This is a genomic window from Mycolicibacter heraklionensis (genome assembly GCF_019645815.1).
Classification (GTDB): Bacteria; Actinomycetota; Actinomycetes; order Mycobacteriales; family Mycobacteriaceae; genus Mycobacterium; species Mycobacterium heraklionense.
Genome location: NZ_CP080997.1, coordinates 3700937 through 3716657, shown reverse-complemented (window position 1 = coordinate 3716657; position 15721 = coordinate 3700937). Strand labels below are relative to the sequence as shown.

Sequence of the window (15721 nt, the reverse complement as noted above, 5' to 3'; positions counted from 1 at the left end):
CCCGATATGACTGGAGTGCCGGTGACCGATTCGACGTCCTTGCTGGCGAGAGTTTCAGCTGCCTCGCCTGTGAGCTGGCGAAACATGATGCCGGTAGGCATCGTGGTGGCCGTCGCGGCCGTCGTGCACCTGGCGGTCGCCACGCACTACGGCTGGCATACCGACGAGTTCTACTACGTGATCTGCGGTCAGCATCCGGCGTGGGGATACTTCGACCACCCGCCGCTGGTGCCGCTGCTGGCCCGGGTGGCGGCTCTGGGCGGCTTGTGGGGGCTGCGGCTGTTGGCCATCGCCATACACCTGAGCTGCATCGTGCTGGCGGCGCAGTTGGCGGCCGAATTCGGCGGTCGGCGGGTGGCGCAGGTGATCACCGCGGCCGCCGTGGCGGCCAGCCCGTTGTTCATGGGTGCCGCGATGTTCTTCGGGACCACCGTGGTCGACCAGCTGGTCTGGATCGCGGTGCTGGTGCTGGTGACGCGGGCGCTGCGGATCGGAACGACGTTGGCCTGGCTGCCGGCCGGCGTGGTGGCCGGCATCGGGTTGGAGGCCAAACAGACCGTCGTGTTGCTGCTGATCGGCATCGGGGTCGGTTTGGCGATCTTCCGGCGTGATGCGCTGCGCGGCTGGGGTCCCTGGGCGGCGGGCGCGGTGGCGGCGGTCTTGGCGGCTCCGAACCTGATCTGGAACGCCGCCCATGGCTGGCCGAGTCTGACGTTCGCCCACGCCATGTCCGTGCGCATGGGCGGCTCGGTGGGGTCACTGTCCCAGATGCCCCTCCTTGTCTTGCTTTACGCCGGCCCGCTGTTGATAGTGCTGTGGTTGATCGGTATCGGCTGGCTGGCCTCCCCGGCGGGGGCGGATCACCGCTGGGCGCTGGCAGTACCGGTGGCGGTGGTGGTGTTGGTCATCATCAGCGGTGGGCGCTGCTACTACGTGGGCCCCGTGTTCGCGGTGCTGTTCGCCGCCGGCGCGATGCGTATCGAAGCCGCGAACCCCGACCGGCTGCCGCCGGGGTGGGCAGTTGCGCTTGTCGGTCTGTTCGCCGGCGCGGCCATGCTCTGCCTGCCGATGCTGCCCGTGACGGCCGCCGATTCGCTGCGCAAGGTCAATCCCATTCCGCTGGAGACCTACGGCTGGCCTGCTTTCGTCGACGAAGTCGCGGCTGCCGCGGCGTCGCTGCCCGACGATGTGCCGATCTTCGCCAGCGACTACGGCGAAGCCTCGGCACTGCGAATCTTCGGGCCGTCAGCGGGTATCAATCGTCCGGTGGTCAGCGGCGACAGCAATTACGCACTGTGGGGCCCGCCGCCCGGTGACGCAGCCACGGTGCTGTGTGTCGGGAGATTCCCGGTCCGCAAGCTCACGCAGTACTGGGAGCACGTGACCTATCTGGCGTCGATCAAGATCCCCGGTGGTGTGCACAACGGGTTGCACGGAGCCCACATCTACCTGTGTGAGCAGCCGCGGGGCAGCTGGGCCGCGATGTGGCCGCGGATGCGCCACAGCTCCGGTGTTCCGTACTGAACCTGTTGACTGCGGCAAGCGTCGAGTGGACAGGTGTCAACTACTTGCTACCATGCCCGGGTCTGTACTGCTTGACGATGGAGAGCCGGTGATTCGCTCGACAGCCGTGCCGGGGCGTCGTTCCACCGACTCGTTGGTGAGTCGCCGAACGCTCGTGCCGGTAGGCATCGTGATGGCCGTGACCGCCGTCGTCCACGGGGCCTTCGCCATGAACTACGGCTGGCACCCCGACGAGTTCTACTACGTGATCTGCGGCCAGCACCCGGCCTGGGGATACTTCGACCACCCGCCGCTGGTGCCGCTGCTGGCCCGGGTGGCTGCCCTGGGCGGCCTGCTGGGGCTTCGGCTGTTGGCCATCGCGATACACCTGGGCTGCATCGTGCTGGCTGCGTTGCTGGCCGCAGAACTGGGCGGTCGGCGGGTGGCGCAGGTGATCACCGCGGCGGCCGTGGCCGCCAGCCCGCTGTTCATGGGTGCCGCGATGTTCTTCGGGACCACCGTCGTCGACCAGCTGATCTGGATCGCGGTGCTGGTGCTGGTGACGCGGGCGCTGCGGATCGGAACGACGTTGGCCTGGCTGCCGGCCGGCGTGGTGGCCGGCATCGGGCTGGAGGCCAAACAGACCGTCGCGTTGCTGCTCATCGGCATCGGGGTCGGTCTGGCGATCTTCCGGCGTGATGCGCTGCGCTCGCCGGGACCATGGCTGGCCGGCTCCGTCGCGATTTCATTGGCGGTCCCGAACCTGATCTGGAGCGCGGCACACAGCTGGCCGAACCTGGAATTCGCCCACGCGATGTCGGTGCGGATGGGCGGCCCGGCGGGATCGCTGACCCAGCTTCCCCTGCTGCTGCTCTTGTACGCAGGCCCGCTGCTGGTGCTGCTGTGGGTGATCGGGGCACGGTGGCTGGCGTCCGATGATGCTCGCGAGTACCGCTGGATGCTGGCGGTGCCGGTGGTCGCGTTGGTGCTGTGCGTCGTCACCGGCGGTCGCTGTTACTACGCGGGCCCGGCGCTGGTCGCGTTGTTCGCCGCCGGGGCGGTTTGGATCGAAAGCGAGAACCCCGACCGGCCGCCGCGCGGCTGGGCGATTGCGCTGGTCGCGCTGTTCGCCGGCGCGGTGGTGTTCTGCCTGCCGGTGTTGCCGCCGGCGAACGCCACAACACTGCGGAAGGTCAACCCCATTCCGATGGAGACCTACGGGTGGCCGCAGTTCGTCGATCAAGTGGCGACTGCCGCCGCTCCACTGCCCGCCGACGTACCGATCTTCACCAGCAATTACGGCGAAGCCTCGGCCCTGCGAGTCCTCGGGCCGGCGGCCGGCATCAACCGTCCGGTGGTCAGCGGCGACAGCAGTTACGCCCAGTGGGGGCCGCCGGCCGGCAGCGCCGACACCGTGCTGTGCGTCGGCCGATTCCCGGTCGCGAAGTTGACCCAGTATTGGCGGCACGTCACCTACCTGACGTCGATCAGGTTTCCCGCCGGGGTGCGCAACGGGGAGAGCGCCGCGAAGATCTATCTGTGCGAGCAGCCGGTGGGCAGCTGGGCAGCGATGTGGCCCCGCATGCGGCACAGCTCAGGAGTGAGCTACTGACCTGAGGGGGCAGGCAGCAGCGCGATCACGTCGGCGAGCAGCGCACCCATGCGGGCCGCCGATTCCCGCCCGGCGGCCAGCACCTCGGCGTGGCTGAGCGGCTCGCCGGTGATCCCGGCTGCCAGGTTGGTCACCAGCGACAGGCCCAGGACCTGGGCGCCGGCCGCCCGGGCGGCGATGGCCTCGTGCACGGTCGACATGCCCACCAGGTCGGCTCCCAGGGTACGCAGCATCCGGATTTCGGCGGGGGTCTCGTACTGCGGGCCGGGCATCCCGGCGTAGACGCCCTCGGCGAGCGTGGGGTCGACTTGGTGGGCCAGCGCGCGCAGCGACGGGGTGTAGGCGTCGACCATGTCGACGAAGCGCGCCCCTTCGAGGGGGGAGCGCCCGGTCATGTTCAGATGGTCGCTGATCAGCACCGGTTGGCCGACGTGGTAGCTGGTCCGCAGGCCGCCGGCCGCGTTGGTCAGCACCACGGTGTTCGCGCCGGCCGCGACGGCCGTGCGTACCGGGCGCACGACGTCGGCGAGCTGATGGCCCTCGTAGGCGTGGATCCGGCCGACCAGCACCAGCACCCGGTGCGTGCCGATCTGCATCGACACCAGCTCGCCGGTGTGGCCCGCCGCGGTCGGCGCACTGAACCCGGGCAGGTCGGCCATCGGCAGGGCCGCAGTCGGGGTGCCGAGGGCTGCCACCGCGGGTGCCCACCCGGAACCCAGCACGACCGCCACGTCGTGCGTCTCGACGCCGGTGCGCCGGGCCACGACCGCTGCCGCCTGTGTTGCCAGCGGTACCGTCACAGGCACTGAGTTTAGTAGCGCTCCGCGATGGGATACTGCCTGAATGTCTCCAGCTCCCGTGTCGCACGCCGTCGAGGCGTGGCTGGCAGCCCATGCCGAGGAATTGGTGGCATGGCGACGGCACCTGCACCGCCACCCGGAGTTGAGCCGGCAGGAGTTCGCCACCACCCAGTTCATCGCCGAGCGTCTCGCCGGAGCCGGCCTCAATCCCAAGGTGCTGCCCAGCGGAACCGGCTTGACCTGCGACTTCGGCCCAGAGGACGGGCCTCGCGTTGCGTTGCGGGCCGATATCGACGCCTTACCGATGACCGAACAGACCGGGGCGCCCTACGCCTCGCTGGTGCCGGGGGTGACGCACGCCTGCGGTCACGACGCGCACACCGCGATCCTGTTGGGTGCGGCGCTGGCGTTGGCATCCGCGCCGGAATTGCCGGTCGGGGTGCGGCTGGTGTTCCAGGCCGCGGAAGAACTGATGCCGGGCGGCGCGATCGACGCGATCGCCGCGGGCGTGCTGAGCGGGGTCAGCCGAATCTTCGCGCTGCACTGCGACCCGCGGCTGGAGGTCGGCCGGGTGGCCACCATCCCGGGGCCCATCACCTCGGCGGCCGACACCATCGAGATCATGGTCACCGGTCCCGGCGGACACACCTCGCGACCGCACCTGACCGCCGACCTGGTCTATGGGCTGGGCACGCTGATCACCGGGCTGCCCGGTGTGCTGTCCCGGCGCATCGATCCGCGAAACAGCACGGTGATGGTGTGGGGTGCGGTGAATTCCGGTGCCGCGGCCAACGCCATACCGCAGTCGGGGCGCCTGGCCGGTACGGTGCGCACCGCCAGCCGGGACACCTGGGTGGCGATGGAGAGCATCGTCGAGGAGGCGGTGGCGTCCCTGCTGGAGCCGCTGAAGATCGAGCACACGCTGAACTACCACCGCGGCGTGCCGCCGGTGGTCAACGAAGCGGTGTCGACGCGGATGCTGACCCATGCGATCGAGGCCATCGGGCCCGAGGTGCTGGCCGAGACTCAGCAGTCCGGCGGCGGGGAGGACTTCTCCTGGTATCTGGAGCAGGTGCCCGGTGCCATGGGCCGGCTCGGGGTGTGGCCGGGCACCGGGCCGCAACTGGACCTGCATCAGCCGACATTCGATCTCGACGAACGGGCGCTGGCGGTCGGCGTGCGGGTGATGGCCGGCGTCGTCGACCAGGCCGGTCTGCTGTAGCACCTTTCTCGCGCCTTTCTCGCGAGGGTGCGTGTTTGCCCGCCGACACTCCGTGATTTCTGTACAACTGCGCACCCTCGTGGCGCTCACGGGTGTGCACAGTACGGAGGCTATCCACAGTTCATGCGGGACGATCTCGTCGAGGTAATCGCCGCAGTGGCCGCGCGCCGACGATCGCGGCATGGACCCTCGATTGCGTCAACTGCTCGACCGACAGGGCGGGGTGGTGACATCCGGTCAGGCGCTCGCTGTCATCACCCGACGCGGCTTGGCGGCGGAGCTGAAACATGGCCCATTGCAAAAGATTTGGTATGGAATCTACGGCGACGGCGAGTTGAGCGATGAACTCCGGTTGCGGGGACTGGACCTGGCCACCGGAACCAGTGTCGCGATCTGTTTGGGTACCGCGGCGGCGGCGTACGGTTTCGACACCGAGGAACCGGTCGATCTGCACGTACTCAACCCGCCGAACCAACAACTGCGCCCGGCCGATGGGCTTGTGGTGCACCGTCGTGAGGGTGCACCGCTGAGTGAGGTGGCGGGCCGGCCGGCGACTGCCCCGGCGTGGACCGCGATCGAAGTCGCTCGCAGCCTGCGGCGGCCACGCGCGCTGGCAACGCTGGACGCGGCACTGCGCAGCGGCACCTGCTCCCGCGGCGAGCTGCAACGGGCCGCCATCCGGCAGGCGGGCCGTCGGGGCATCGTGGCCGTGCGCGAACTCCTGCCACTCGCCGACCCGCGCGCGGATTCCGCGATGGAGAGCGAGTCGCGGCTGATGATGATCGAGGGCGGCCTGCCGCTGCCGGTACTGCAGTATCAGGTCGTGGACCGCGATAACCGGACCTGGCGTCTCGATTTCGCCTGGCCCGAGCAGCGGGTCGCGGTCGAGTACGACGGCGTCGACTGGCACGAGGGGCCGGCTGCGTTCGTCTACGAGCGGCAGCGGCGCGCGGCGTTGGAGGAGATGGGCTGGGTGGTGATCCCAATCATCGCCGACGACGTTCGGCGCCGACCTTGGCAGACGGTCCGACGTATCGAGACGCACTTGGCGCGTGCTGCAGCCTGACGGCGAAATGGAGCGCGCGAGGGTGCACGGTTGGACAGATATTGCCGCGTGTCGGCGGGCAAACACGCACCGTCGCGGGAAGGGGAGCCAGCAAAGGAAAACTAGCTGCCGGGGCCGATGTTGCGGGCCGGTCGGGTCTGCAGGTTGCGCACGTATTCGTCTGGCGCACCGGCGATCTGGGCGGCCTCGGCCACCACGCCGAGATACCGCGCCGACGGCAGCCCGCCCTCCCAGGCGTCCACCACGTACAGCCAGGCGAGCACCGGTTCGGGGGCAGCGTCGGCGGGGTCCGACGTGATGCCGTCCACCCGGTCCACCCGGAGGCGGATCTTCTTGTGGATGCCGAACTCCGAGCCCTCCCAGCTGTCCATGTTCTTCTCGTCCTCGGGGGTCACGTCGTAGAGCACGACGAAAACACTCGAGTCCGGGTCCTCGACCACGGTCGCCAGGGCGCCTTCCCAGCCGATGTCCTCGCCGGCGAACGTGAGCCGCCAGCCGTGTAACCAGCCGGTGCCGGTCATCGGGGAGTGCGGTGCCCGCTGCAGCATCTGCTCGGGATGCATGTTCGACCCGTAGGCGGCGTAGAGCGGCACGGCAGAAAGCTTAAACGTCGCGCCCCGGATAGGTTAGTCGCTGTGACTTCTCCCTCGACGCGCATCGTGATCGTCGGCGGCGGCCCGGCGGGCTATGAGGCCGCGCTGGTCGCGGCGGCCAAGGGCCCGGAGGCGGTCTCGGTGACGGTGGTCGACGCCGACGGCCTCGGCGGCGCCTGCGTGTTGTGGGACTGCGTGCCGTCCAAGACCTTCATCGCCTCCTCCGGGGTCCGCACCGAGCTGCGACGCGCCCCGCACCTGGGCTTCGACATCCATTTCACCGACGCCGAGATCGAACTGGACAAGATCCACGAGCGGGTGAAGTCCCTGGCCGCGGCGCAGTCCGCCGACATCCGCACGCAACTGCTCAACTCCGGCGTCGACGTCATCGCGGGCCGGGGGGAGCTGATCGACCCCGAACCCGGTCTGGCGCACCACCGGATCCGGGTCACCGAGCCGCATCAATCCAGCGGTGCGCAACGCGTGCTCGACGCCGACGTCGTGTTGATCGCCACCGGCGCCAGCCCGCGCACGCTGCCCGGCGCCGAGCCCGACGACGAGCGAATCCTGACCTGGCGGCAGCTCTACGACCTGCACACACTGCCCGAGCACCTGGTGGTGGTGGGCTCCGGCGTCACCGGTGCGGAGTTCGCCAACGCCTACACCGAGCTCGGGGTGAAGGTGACGGTGGTGGCCAGCCGGGACCGGGTGCTGCCGCACGAGGACCCCGACGCGGCCCGGGTGCTGGAGAGTGTGTTCGCCGAACGTGGCGTCACCCTGGTCAAGAACGCCCGGGCCGCCTCGGTGACACGCACGGGAGACGGCGTGCTGGTCACCATGACCGACGGCCGCACCGTGGCGGGCAGTCACGCGCTGATGACGGTCGGGTCGGTGCCCAACACCTCCGGTCTGGGCCTGGAGCGGGTCGGGATCGAGCTCGGGCCGGGCAACTACCTGCAGGTGGACCGGGTGTCGCGGACGTCGGTACCCGGGATCTACGCCGCGGGGGACTGCACCGGGTTGTTGCCGCTGGCGTCGGTGGCGGCCATGCAGGGCCGGATCGCGATGTATCACGCGCTGGGTGATGCGGTGGCCCCGATCCGGCTGCGCACGGTGGCGGCGGCGGTGTTCACCCGGCCCGAGATCGCCGCGGTGGGGGTGCCGCAGTCGCAGATCGACGACGGCACGGTGCCCGCCCGCACCGTCATGCTGCCGTTGCAGACCAATGCCCGGGCCAAGATGAGCCGGATGCGGTACGGCTTCCTCAAGCTGTTCTGCCGGCCGGCCACCGGAACGGTGATCGGCGGGGTGGTGGTGGCACCGATCGCCTCCGAGCTCATCCTGCCGATCGCGCTGGCGGTGCAGAACCGGATCACGGTGGCGGACCTGGCCCAGACGCTGGCGGTGTATCCGTCGCTGTCGGGTTCGCTCACCGAGGCCGCCCGTCGGCTGATGACGCACGACGACCTGGACTGAAACAGCCGGGATGAAGCGAGCGTCACACTCGGCCGGAGCACCAAGCCACGTAGCCTGGCACTCGTGAGCACGCTGGGACCCGACCAACGAGCACGAGCCTGGGAACGACTGGGCAGTGAGCAGTTCGACGTAGTGGTGATCGGTGGTGGTGTGGTGGGCGCCGGCTGCGCGCTCGACGCGGCCACCCGCGGCCTGAGGGTGGCGCTGGTCGAGGCGCGTGACTTCGCCGCCGGGACGTCGAGCCGAAGCTCGAAGATGTTCCACGGTGGCCTGCGCTACCTCGAGCAGCTGGAGTTCGGCCTGGTGCGCGAGGCGCTGCACGAACGCGAGCTGTCGCTGACCACCCTGGCGCCGCACCTGGTCAAGCCACTGCCGTTTCTGTATCCCTTGACCCGGCGGTGGTGGGAGCGGCCGTACGTGGCCAGCGGCATCTTCCTCTACGACCAACTCGGCGGAGCGAAATCGGTTCCCGCGCAACGGCATCTGACTCGCGCCGGCGCACTGCGGCTGTGTCCGGGGCTGAAGCGCAGCGCGTTGATCGGCGGCATCCGCTACTACGACACCGTCGTCGACGACGCCCGCCACACCCTGACCGTCGCGCGCACCGCGGCGCACTACGGGGCGGTCATCCGCACCTCCAGCCAGGTCGTAGCGCTGCTGCGCGAAGGCGACCGGGTGACCGGAGTGCGGGTCCGTGATTCCGAGGACGGCGAAGTCACCGAGGTCCGGGGACATGTGGTGGTCAATGCCACCGGGGTGTGGACCGATGAGATCCAGGCGTTGTCGCGCCAGCGCGGCCGGTTCCACGTCCGGGCTTCCAAGGGCGTGCACATCGTGGTGCCGCGGGACCGGATCGTTTCGGAAGCGGCGATCATCCTGCGTACCGAGAAGTCGGTGCTGTTCGTCATCCCATGGGGCACCCACTGGATCATCGGCACCACCGACACCGACTGGAATCTGGACCTGGCCCACCCCGCGGCCACCAAGGCCGACATCGACTATCTCCTGACCCACGTCAACACCGCGCTGGCCACGCCGCTGACGCACGCCGACATCGAAGGCGTGTACGCCGGGCTGCGACCGCTGCTGGCGGGCGAGAACGACGACACCTCCAAGCTGTCGCGTGAGCACGCGGTGGCCGTTCCGGCGCCGGGCCTGGTGGCGATCGCCGGCGGCAAGTACACCACCTACCGGGTGATGGCCGCCGACGCGATCGACGCCGCCGCCGAGTACATCCCGACGCGGGTGGCGCCCTCGATCACCGAGAAAGTTCCGCTGTTGGGCGCCGACGGCTACTTCGCGCTGGTCAATCAGGCTGAACACGTCGGCGCTCACCAGGGCCTGCACCCCTATCGGGTGCGCCACCTGCTGGACCGTTACGGCTCGATGATCCACGACGTGCTGGCGGTGGCCGAGGGGCAGCCGGATCTGCTGGATCCGATCGCCGAGGCGCCCACCTATCTGAAGGTGGAAGTCGCCTACGCGGCCGTCGCCGAGGGCGCACTGCATTTGGAGGACGTGCTGGCCCGCCGGACCCGGATCGCCATGGAGTACGCCCATCGCGGGGTGAACTGTGCGCGTGAGGTCGCCGAGGTGATGGCGGCGGTGCTCGGGTGGGACGACGCCGACATCGACCGGGAGGTGGCCATCTACATCGCCCGGGTGGAAGCCGAGATCCTCTCGCAGGAGCAGCCCGATGACGCATCCGCGGATGCGCTGCGGGTCAGCGCCCCCGAAGCGCGGGCCGAAATACTGGAGCCGATTCCGCTTACCTGAACAGAATGTCATTACTACGGGTATGGTTCAGGGAATCTTTCCGGACATTTAGGTTGATATCAGCATTCACATGTGTTTGACACACATTTCTGACAGGGCTACTTTCTGCCCATGAGCTGGATCACATGGGGGATCCGGGCTTGGGGAAGGGGCGGCTCATGTCGGGTGGGATCGGGGTGTGGCGCTCTCGCGAGCTCTCGGTAAGGGGCGGCGCCCTAATCGCCGCCGCCGTCGTCGCCGGGGCCGGCCTGCTCGGTGTCGGTGCGGCCGGGCCACGACTCCCCAGCCCGTTGAGCGCCTCGGCGCAGCACCAAGTGATGCTGACGGCCTATCCGACGTTTACGCAGAGTCTGCAGACCCTGCTCGACACCATGTCCCTCGGGGATCTCAACCAGGTGCTGGCGGCGCTGGGGGATGTGCCCGGGACCAGCACGCCGCTGAGTGTCAGCGCGGATGTGTCGGCCCTGCTGGCGGCGTTCAACCCGGACGGCACCACCCTGGCCGGCATCGCCGACATCTTCGGGATATCGCTCACCGAGCCGCTCTACAGCTCGAACCCCGCGGTCCCATCGTTGTTGGGCACCGGCAGCCTGTTCCTGGTGGATGGCGTGCCGATCGGCAATGTGGACCTCGGCGACCTGGTGGACGTCGTTCTGGGCGACGGTGCCGGTACGCACTCGCTGACCGATCTGGCCAACGCGGTGGGCCTGGGATCGCTGCTCGGTCAGTTCGCCAGCATGATCAACGCGCTGGGCATGGACAACCTGAACGTTGAGAACTGCACCTTGACCTGCGGCGCCCTCCTCAACATCACCAGCCATCCCGATCTGACGGTCAACAGCTCGCTGGTCGACTGGTTGAGCGGGATACTGACTGTTCCCACCACCGACGTCACCCAACACGCGTTCTCGGGTCTGGGCTCGACCACGGTTGTGGCGGGCAGCGCCTACACGCTGGGCGAGTACCTGCACATCTTGCCCGTCAGCTCTACCAACAGCACCACCATGGATAACGCGACCCTGGCGCTGCTGTTCAGCCTGAACCCCGTCCAGACCTGGGACAAGTACCTCGACGGTCTCCCGTTCGGCGGGACGCTGCTGGACCCCTCCGGTGAAACATGGGGTGAGCAGAGCCTGGGCACCTTCCTGGCCAGCTTCCTGCCCGACGACAGCACCTTGGTGATCACCGGCGACACGCCGGTCACCGACTTCTTGGAAGCTCTCGGCCTGCTGGCTCCCTAGCGGCCCCGCCTTTCTCGCCGCGCCCGGTCCGTCTGCGCGGACCGGGCGCGGCTTTTGTCTGAGTTCAAACGCGCGATAAACGCACCCGTAAATTTTCGCGACCGAGAAATAGTACTGCCGTGTGCGCATTTCGCTCTATAGCGCAAAATAGCTCAAGTATTTTTGCCCCGTAAATTTCATACCGATTGACTGCTTTGACGTGATGTTAATGCCCATTAGCCATCGGTCTGTCGCGTGCGACGATCGGCTGGGCTGAAAATCCCGAGAAAAGGCTGAACTTCTTGCTGCCGGCGGGCGGATTTCCGACCCGCGGCGCATTGCCTGTGGTCGTTGCGGGTCCGACTCCGCCATCTCGATGAGCTGGCAATTTGCTGTGTACTGACGTTGCTGGTGCCGAAAGATCTACCCCTGAAACCGTTGACACGAGACTGAGCACATAATAAGTTAATGGCGATGTGGGAATCGCATCGCCTTAATGCTCGATCCCAGAAGGGGGACCCATTCATGTCTACTTGTTCCACTGTCGCCACGCCGACGGGGCCGCGTGGTTTTGTGGTGAAAGCCGGTGCGCTAGCGGCCGGAACTGCATTTGCGGGTGCGGCTCTACTCGGCGGTACCGCGGTCGCTCCGACAATTACCGCCGGCCTTACCGCGTCGGTGCAACACGAGGTCATGCTGACCGCCAGCTTCCCGACGTTCAGCGAGAGCCTGCAGAGCCTGCTGAACGCCATCGACCTCGGCAACATGGGCCAGGTCTTGGGGATATTCGGCGATGACATCTCCACCACCTCGAGCCTCGCCGACCTGCTCGCGGCGCTGAACCCGGACGGCATGTCCCTGGACGACGCCACCCTGGGCATGCTCTCCACCGACATCACCGCGCTGCTCAACGATGTCGACTTCGGCGGGGCGCCACTGGGCTCGATTCCGATCGACAGTTTGATCGGCGGCTTCATCGGTGGCGACGGGGCCGCCACCGAACTCGGAACCTTGCTGGGTTACTTCGGTCTCGGTGAGTACGCCGGCCTGCTGAACATCCCGTTCACCGACTTCTCGCCCGAGATGACCGTGGCCCAGCTGCTCGACGTCCTGATGGGGATCGACGGCACCACCACGCTGAACGGCCTGCTGGCGCAGAACGGAATGGAAGACGCCACCATCGGCGGCCTGTTCGGGATCACCCCCGAGCAACTCGACGCGGGCTGGGACAAGTTCGTGGACAGCATGGTTGTCGGCGGCACGCTCGCCGACCCGGACGGCACCGGACTACTGGGCGACGAGACGCTGGGAGCCCTGCTGACCGCCTTGCTGGGGACGGGCGCCGACCCGGTGACCGACGCCACCACGCTGACCGCATTCTTGGACGACCTGGGCATCTTCGCCATGCTCGGGGTCAGCTGAGCCGGACCGCAACTCCGCGTCAACAAGCCACATCGGCCACAACCCCCCGACGGTTGTGGCCGATGTGTCGTTGTGGGCTGGGACGCCGCTCGGGGCGGGGAGCCCGCTGACCTGGCGGAATGTGCGGCTGTCCCGGTACGGTGGGCACCATGTCCGCGCAGCCCTGCCGCACCGGGATGCGTGCAGTTCCGCTACCGACCGACCGAGATCTACGGCCTCGGGGCACCAACGGCTACACCACCTGCTGGGGCAACAATGCCCACGGCAAGCTTGCCGGCTGCCCACCGGCGCACCACTGAGCCGCCACGTCCGACATCGTCGAGGTCCGAGATCTCTGGCCTCCGTCACTCGAATCAAAGGCTTTCCCTTGACCTCTGGTCGCCCCCCGCTTTTCGGCCGCGGATCTTCGGCCGAAGCCCGACGGCTTGCCGACGTGCTCCGCAAGGAGACCGTCGGTGGGGCGCTGTTGCTGCTCACCGCTACCGTCGCGATCGGGTGGGCCAACTCGCCATGGTCGGCTGTCTATTACCGGCTCGGCGACCTCACTGTCGGCCCGCGCGCCTGGCATTTGAATCTCCCGGTGTCGACATGGGCCGCCGATGGCCTGTTGGCGGTCTTCTTCTTCATGGTCGGCCTGGAACTGAAGTACGAAGTGCTCGCCGGCGACCTGCGTGACCCGCGTCGAGCAGCGCTTCCCGTCGTCGCCGCGGTCGGCGGAATGGTCATGCCCGCAGCGGTATTCGTCGCCGTCAACATCCACACCGGGGGCGGGGCGCTGCGCGGGTGGGCCATTCCCACCGCCACCGACATTGCCTTCGCCCTGGCCGTACTGGCCGTGATCTCGTCGCACCTGCCGTCGGCGCTGCGTACCTTCCTGCTGACCTTGGCTGTGGTGGACGATCTGTTGGCGGTCACCGTGATCGCGGTGTTCTACACCGATGACCTCAACCTCGCCGCTCTTGCGCTGGCGCTCGTCCCATTGGCGTTGTTCGCGGTGGCGGCCCGGCGTTTCGGAAACGCCGCGGTGCTGCTCCCGCTGGCCGCAGCCACCTGGTATCTGGTCCACGAATCCGGTGTGCACGCCACCATCGCCGGTGTGTTGCTCGGTCTGACGGTTCCCGTTCGCGAGTCGGCCAAGCGTAAGTCGGGGCGTCGTCGGCTGGACGCCAAGGACCTCGAGCACCGGATTCGCCCGCTGTCCGCCGGACTTGCGGTACCGGTGTTCGCGTTCTTCGCGGCAGGAGTGACCTTTGGTGGACTGCACGGATTGGCCGCATCCCTGCGTGATCCCGTCGCCGTCGGGATCGTCGCCGGCCTGGTCATCGGGAAAGCTGTCGGCATCGCCGGTGCCGCCGCGCTGACCGCCGCATTGACCCGGGCCGAACTCGACACCTCGCTGAAGTGGATCGACGTGGTGGCTCTGGCCTTACTCGGTGGCATCGGGTTCACCATTGCACTGCTCATCGGCGATCTCGCCTTCGCCGACCCCGTTCGCCGAGAACACGTCAAATTGGGCGTGCTGATCGGCACGCTGACCGCGGCGCTGCTGGCGGCGGTGCTGCTGACCATTCGCGACCGGGCCTACGCCCGCGATGCCGACAGTCCACAGTCCTTCGACCTCAAACCGCAATGACCCGCCGACGCCTCGCCCCGCTGCCGGCACGCGACGGCCTGGGCCCCGCCCGGCTGCGCCTGCACGGCGGCCCGGTCGCCGCCGAGCTGCTTAGCCGGTTCGGCGCGACTGCCGCGGCGAAAGTTGCTGCCGGAGAAGTGGTTACCGCAGATGGGGCGGTAGTGGACGACACCACGGTGTTGCCGGCCGGGGCACACGTCTTCTTGTATCGCGACCTGCCCGACGAGGTGCCGGTGCCCTTCGACGTCCCGGTGTTGCACCGTGACGCGAACCTGGTGGTGGTCGACAAGCCGCACTTCCTGGCGACCATGCCGCGCGGCAGCCATGTGGCCCAGACCGCGCTGGTACGGCTGCGGCGGGAGTTGGACCTGCCGGAGCTGAGTCCGGCGCACCGGTTGGACCGACTCACCGCCGGGGTCCTGCTGTTCACCACCCGCCGAGAGCTGCGTGGGCCCTATCAGACCCTGTTCGCCCGCGGCGCGGTGCGCAAGCAGTACCTGGCGCGGTCCTCCGCCGAGCCGACCGTCGCGTTTCCGCAGCTGGTTCGCAGTCGGATCGTCAAACAGCGCGGCTGCCTGCAGGCGCGTGAGGAACTGGGCGAGCCGAATGCCGAGACGCTGATCGCGTCACTGGGCGACGGCCGCTACCGGCTCACGCCGCGCACCGGACGCACCCACCAGTTGCGGGTTCACCTGGCTTCACTCGGGCTGCCGATCGACGGCGACCCGCTGTACCCGCAGGTCATCGATGTTGCCCCGGACGACTTCTCGCAGCCGTTGCGACTGCTGGCCCACCGGCTGGAGTTCGAAGATCCCTTCACCGGCCGGCTGCGCGGGTTCGTCAGCGAACGCAACCTCGACGCGAACTGACTCCGGCCGCCCCGGGTTTCGGCCCCGACCGTCCTGGGTACAGGAACACGACCAGAGCAGAAGGAGTCTGATTCTGATGAAGGCACACAGCAAGATGACGATCGCGGTGCTCGGCAGCGCAGTCGCGCTGGTGGCAGCCGGTTGCAATGGCACCAAAGAAGAGGGGCCGAGCACCACCACGACCACGACAACCACCACAACCACGACCGAGACGACACTCGAACCGGTACCTGGTGGGCCAGGACCGGAAAACCCGGGTGAGCCTGGCCCGACCGGTGGTGGCGAAGTTCCCGGTGGCCCGACCGGTGGTGGCGGGCCCGGTGGTGGCGGTGGTCAGATTCCCGGTGGCCCGACGGGTGGTGGCGGGCCCGGTGGCGGCGGTGGTCAGATTCCCGGTGGCCCGACCGGCGGTGGCGGGCCCGGCGGGGGCAGCGGCACGATCCCCGGTGGCCCCACCGGCTGGGGCGGACCCGGCGGCGGCGGGGGTTGCGTGCCCGGTGTGGGTTGCGGCGGGTGGCCGTGATCGAAC

Annotated in this window: 14 protein-coding genes; 12 read left to right on the top strand and 2 right to left on the bottom strand. The window is 68.4% G+C overall.

The annotated features are described in order from the left end of the window. Positions 1-69: 69 nt before the first annotated feature. Positions 70-1524, top strand: a complete 1455-nt coding sequence (locus K3U94_RS17655; RefSeq protein ID WP_230987190.1) for an ArnT family glycosyltransferase — start codon at positions 70-72, stop codon at positions 1522-1524. Between the two features lie 172 nt (positions 1525-1696). Further along, positions 1697-3115 (top strand): glycosyltransferase family 39 protein, encoded by a 1419-nt coding sequence (locus K3U94_RS17650; protein ID WP_220694551.1) that lies wholly within the window; start codon positions 1697-1699, stop codon positions 3113-3115. Here K3U94_RS17650 and K3U94_RS17645 read toward each other — a convergent pair. Further along, on the bottom strand, positions 3109-3915 hold the full coding sequence (locus tag K3U94_RS17645) for a purine-nucleoside phosphorylase (RefSeq protein ID WP_047318697.1): 807 nt from the start codon (positions 3913-3915) through the stop codon (positions 3109-3111). The genes K3U94_RS17650 and K3U94_RS17645 overlap by 7 nt on opposite strands. A 43-nt stretch (positions 3916-3958) precedes the next feature. Between K3U94_RS17645 and K3U94_RS17640 the strand changes: the two genes are divergently transcribed. Both K3U94_RS17640 and K3U94_RS17635 read left to right on the top strand, forming a co-directional pair. Then, entirely contained in the window at positions 3959-5137 is a 1179-nt protein-coding gene (locus K3U94_RS17640; RefSeq protein WP_220694550.1) for an amidohydrolase, read from the top strand. 181 nt (positions 5138-5318) lie between these two features. Then, positions 5319-6203, top strand: a complete 885-nt coding sequence (locus K3U94_RS17635; RefSeq protein WP_220694549.1) for a type IV toxin-antitoxin system AbiEi family antitoxin — start codon at positions 5319-5321, stop codon at positions 6201-6203. Between the two features lie 101 nt (positions 6204-6304). Here K3U94_RS17635 and K3U94_RS17630 read toward each other — a convergent pair whose 3' ends face one another. After that, on the bottom strand, positions 6305-6796 hold the full coding sequence (locus K3U94_RS17630) for a gamma-glutamylcyclotransferase family protein (RefSeq protein ID WP_047318700.1): 492 nt from the start codon (positions 6794-6796) through the stop codon (positions 6305-6307). 42 nt (positions 6797-6838) lie between these two features. On the opposite strand from K3U94_RS17630, the gene K3U94_RS17625 reads away from it, so the two are divergent. The 8 genes from K3U94_RS17625 to K3U94_RS17590 all read left to right on the top strand — a co-directional run bounded on the left by K3U94_RS17625 (position 6839) and on the right by K3U94_RS17590 (position 15715). Continuing rightward, complete coding sequence (locus tag K3U94_RS17625; protein ID WP_220694548.1) at positions 6839-8272, top strand: NAD(P)H-quinone dehydrogenase; 1434 nt, start codon at positions 6839-6841, stop codon at positions 8270-8272. A gap of 63 nt (positions 8273-8335) precedes the next feature. Then, the gene (glpD, locus tag K3U94_RS17620) at positions 8336-10048 is read left to right on the top strand and encodes a glycerol-3-phosphate dehydrogenase (RefSeq protein ID WP_220694547.1); all 1713 of its coding nucleotides are present in this window, start codon (positions 8336-8338) and stop codon (positions 10046-10048) included. Between the two features lie 158 nt (positions 10049-10206). Beyond that, positions 10207-11289 carry a hypothetical protein gene (locus tag K3U94_RS17615; protein WP_220694546.1) on the top strand — a complete coding sequence of 361 codons (1083 nt, stop codon included), beginning with the start codon at positions 10207-10209 and terminating at the stop codon, positions 11287-11289. Between the two features lie 555 nt (positions 11290-11844). Further along, positions 11845-12690 (top strand): hypothetical protein, encoded by an 846-nt coding sequence (locus tag K3U94_RS17610; protein WP_220694545.1) that lies wholly within the window; start codon positions 11845-11847, stop codon positions 12688-12690. Between the two features lie 149 nt (positions 12691-12839). Continuing rightward, on the top strand, positions 12840-12989 hold the full coding sequence (locus K3U94_RS17605) for a hypothetical protein (protein WP_220696937.1): 150 nt from the start codon (positions 12840-12842) through the stop codon (positions 12987-12989). Between the two features lie 68 nt (positions 12990-13057). After that, the gene (gene nhaA, locus K3U94_RS17600) at positions 13058-14323 is read left to right on the top strand and encodes a Na+/H+ antiporter NhaA (RefSeq protein WP_350355346.1); all 1266 of its coding nucleotides are present in this window, start codon (positions 13058-13060) and stop codon (positions 14321-14323) included. After that, positions 14320-15192: a pseudouridine synthase gene (locus K3U94_RS17595; RefSeq protein ID WP_220694544.1), complete on the top strand. Its 873-nt coding sequence runs from the start codon at positions 14320-14322 to the stop codon at positions 15190-15192. Before nhaA ends, K3U94_RS17595 begins: the two co-directional genes overlap by 4 nt. 76 nt (positions 15193-15268) lie before the next feature. Further along, the gene (locus K3U94_RS17590; protein WP_047318706.1) at positions 15269-15715 is read left to right on the top strand and encodes a hypothetical protein; all 447 of its coding nucleotides are present in this window, start codon (positions 15269-15271) and stop codon (positions 15713-15715) included. The last annotated feature ends 6 nt before the right edge of the window (positions 15716-15721 follow it).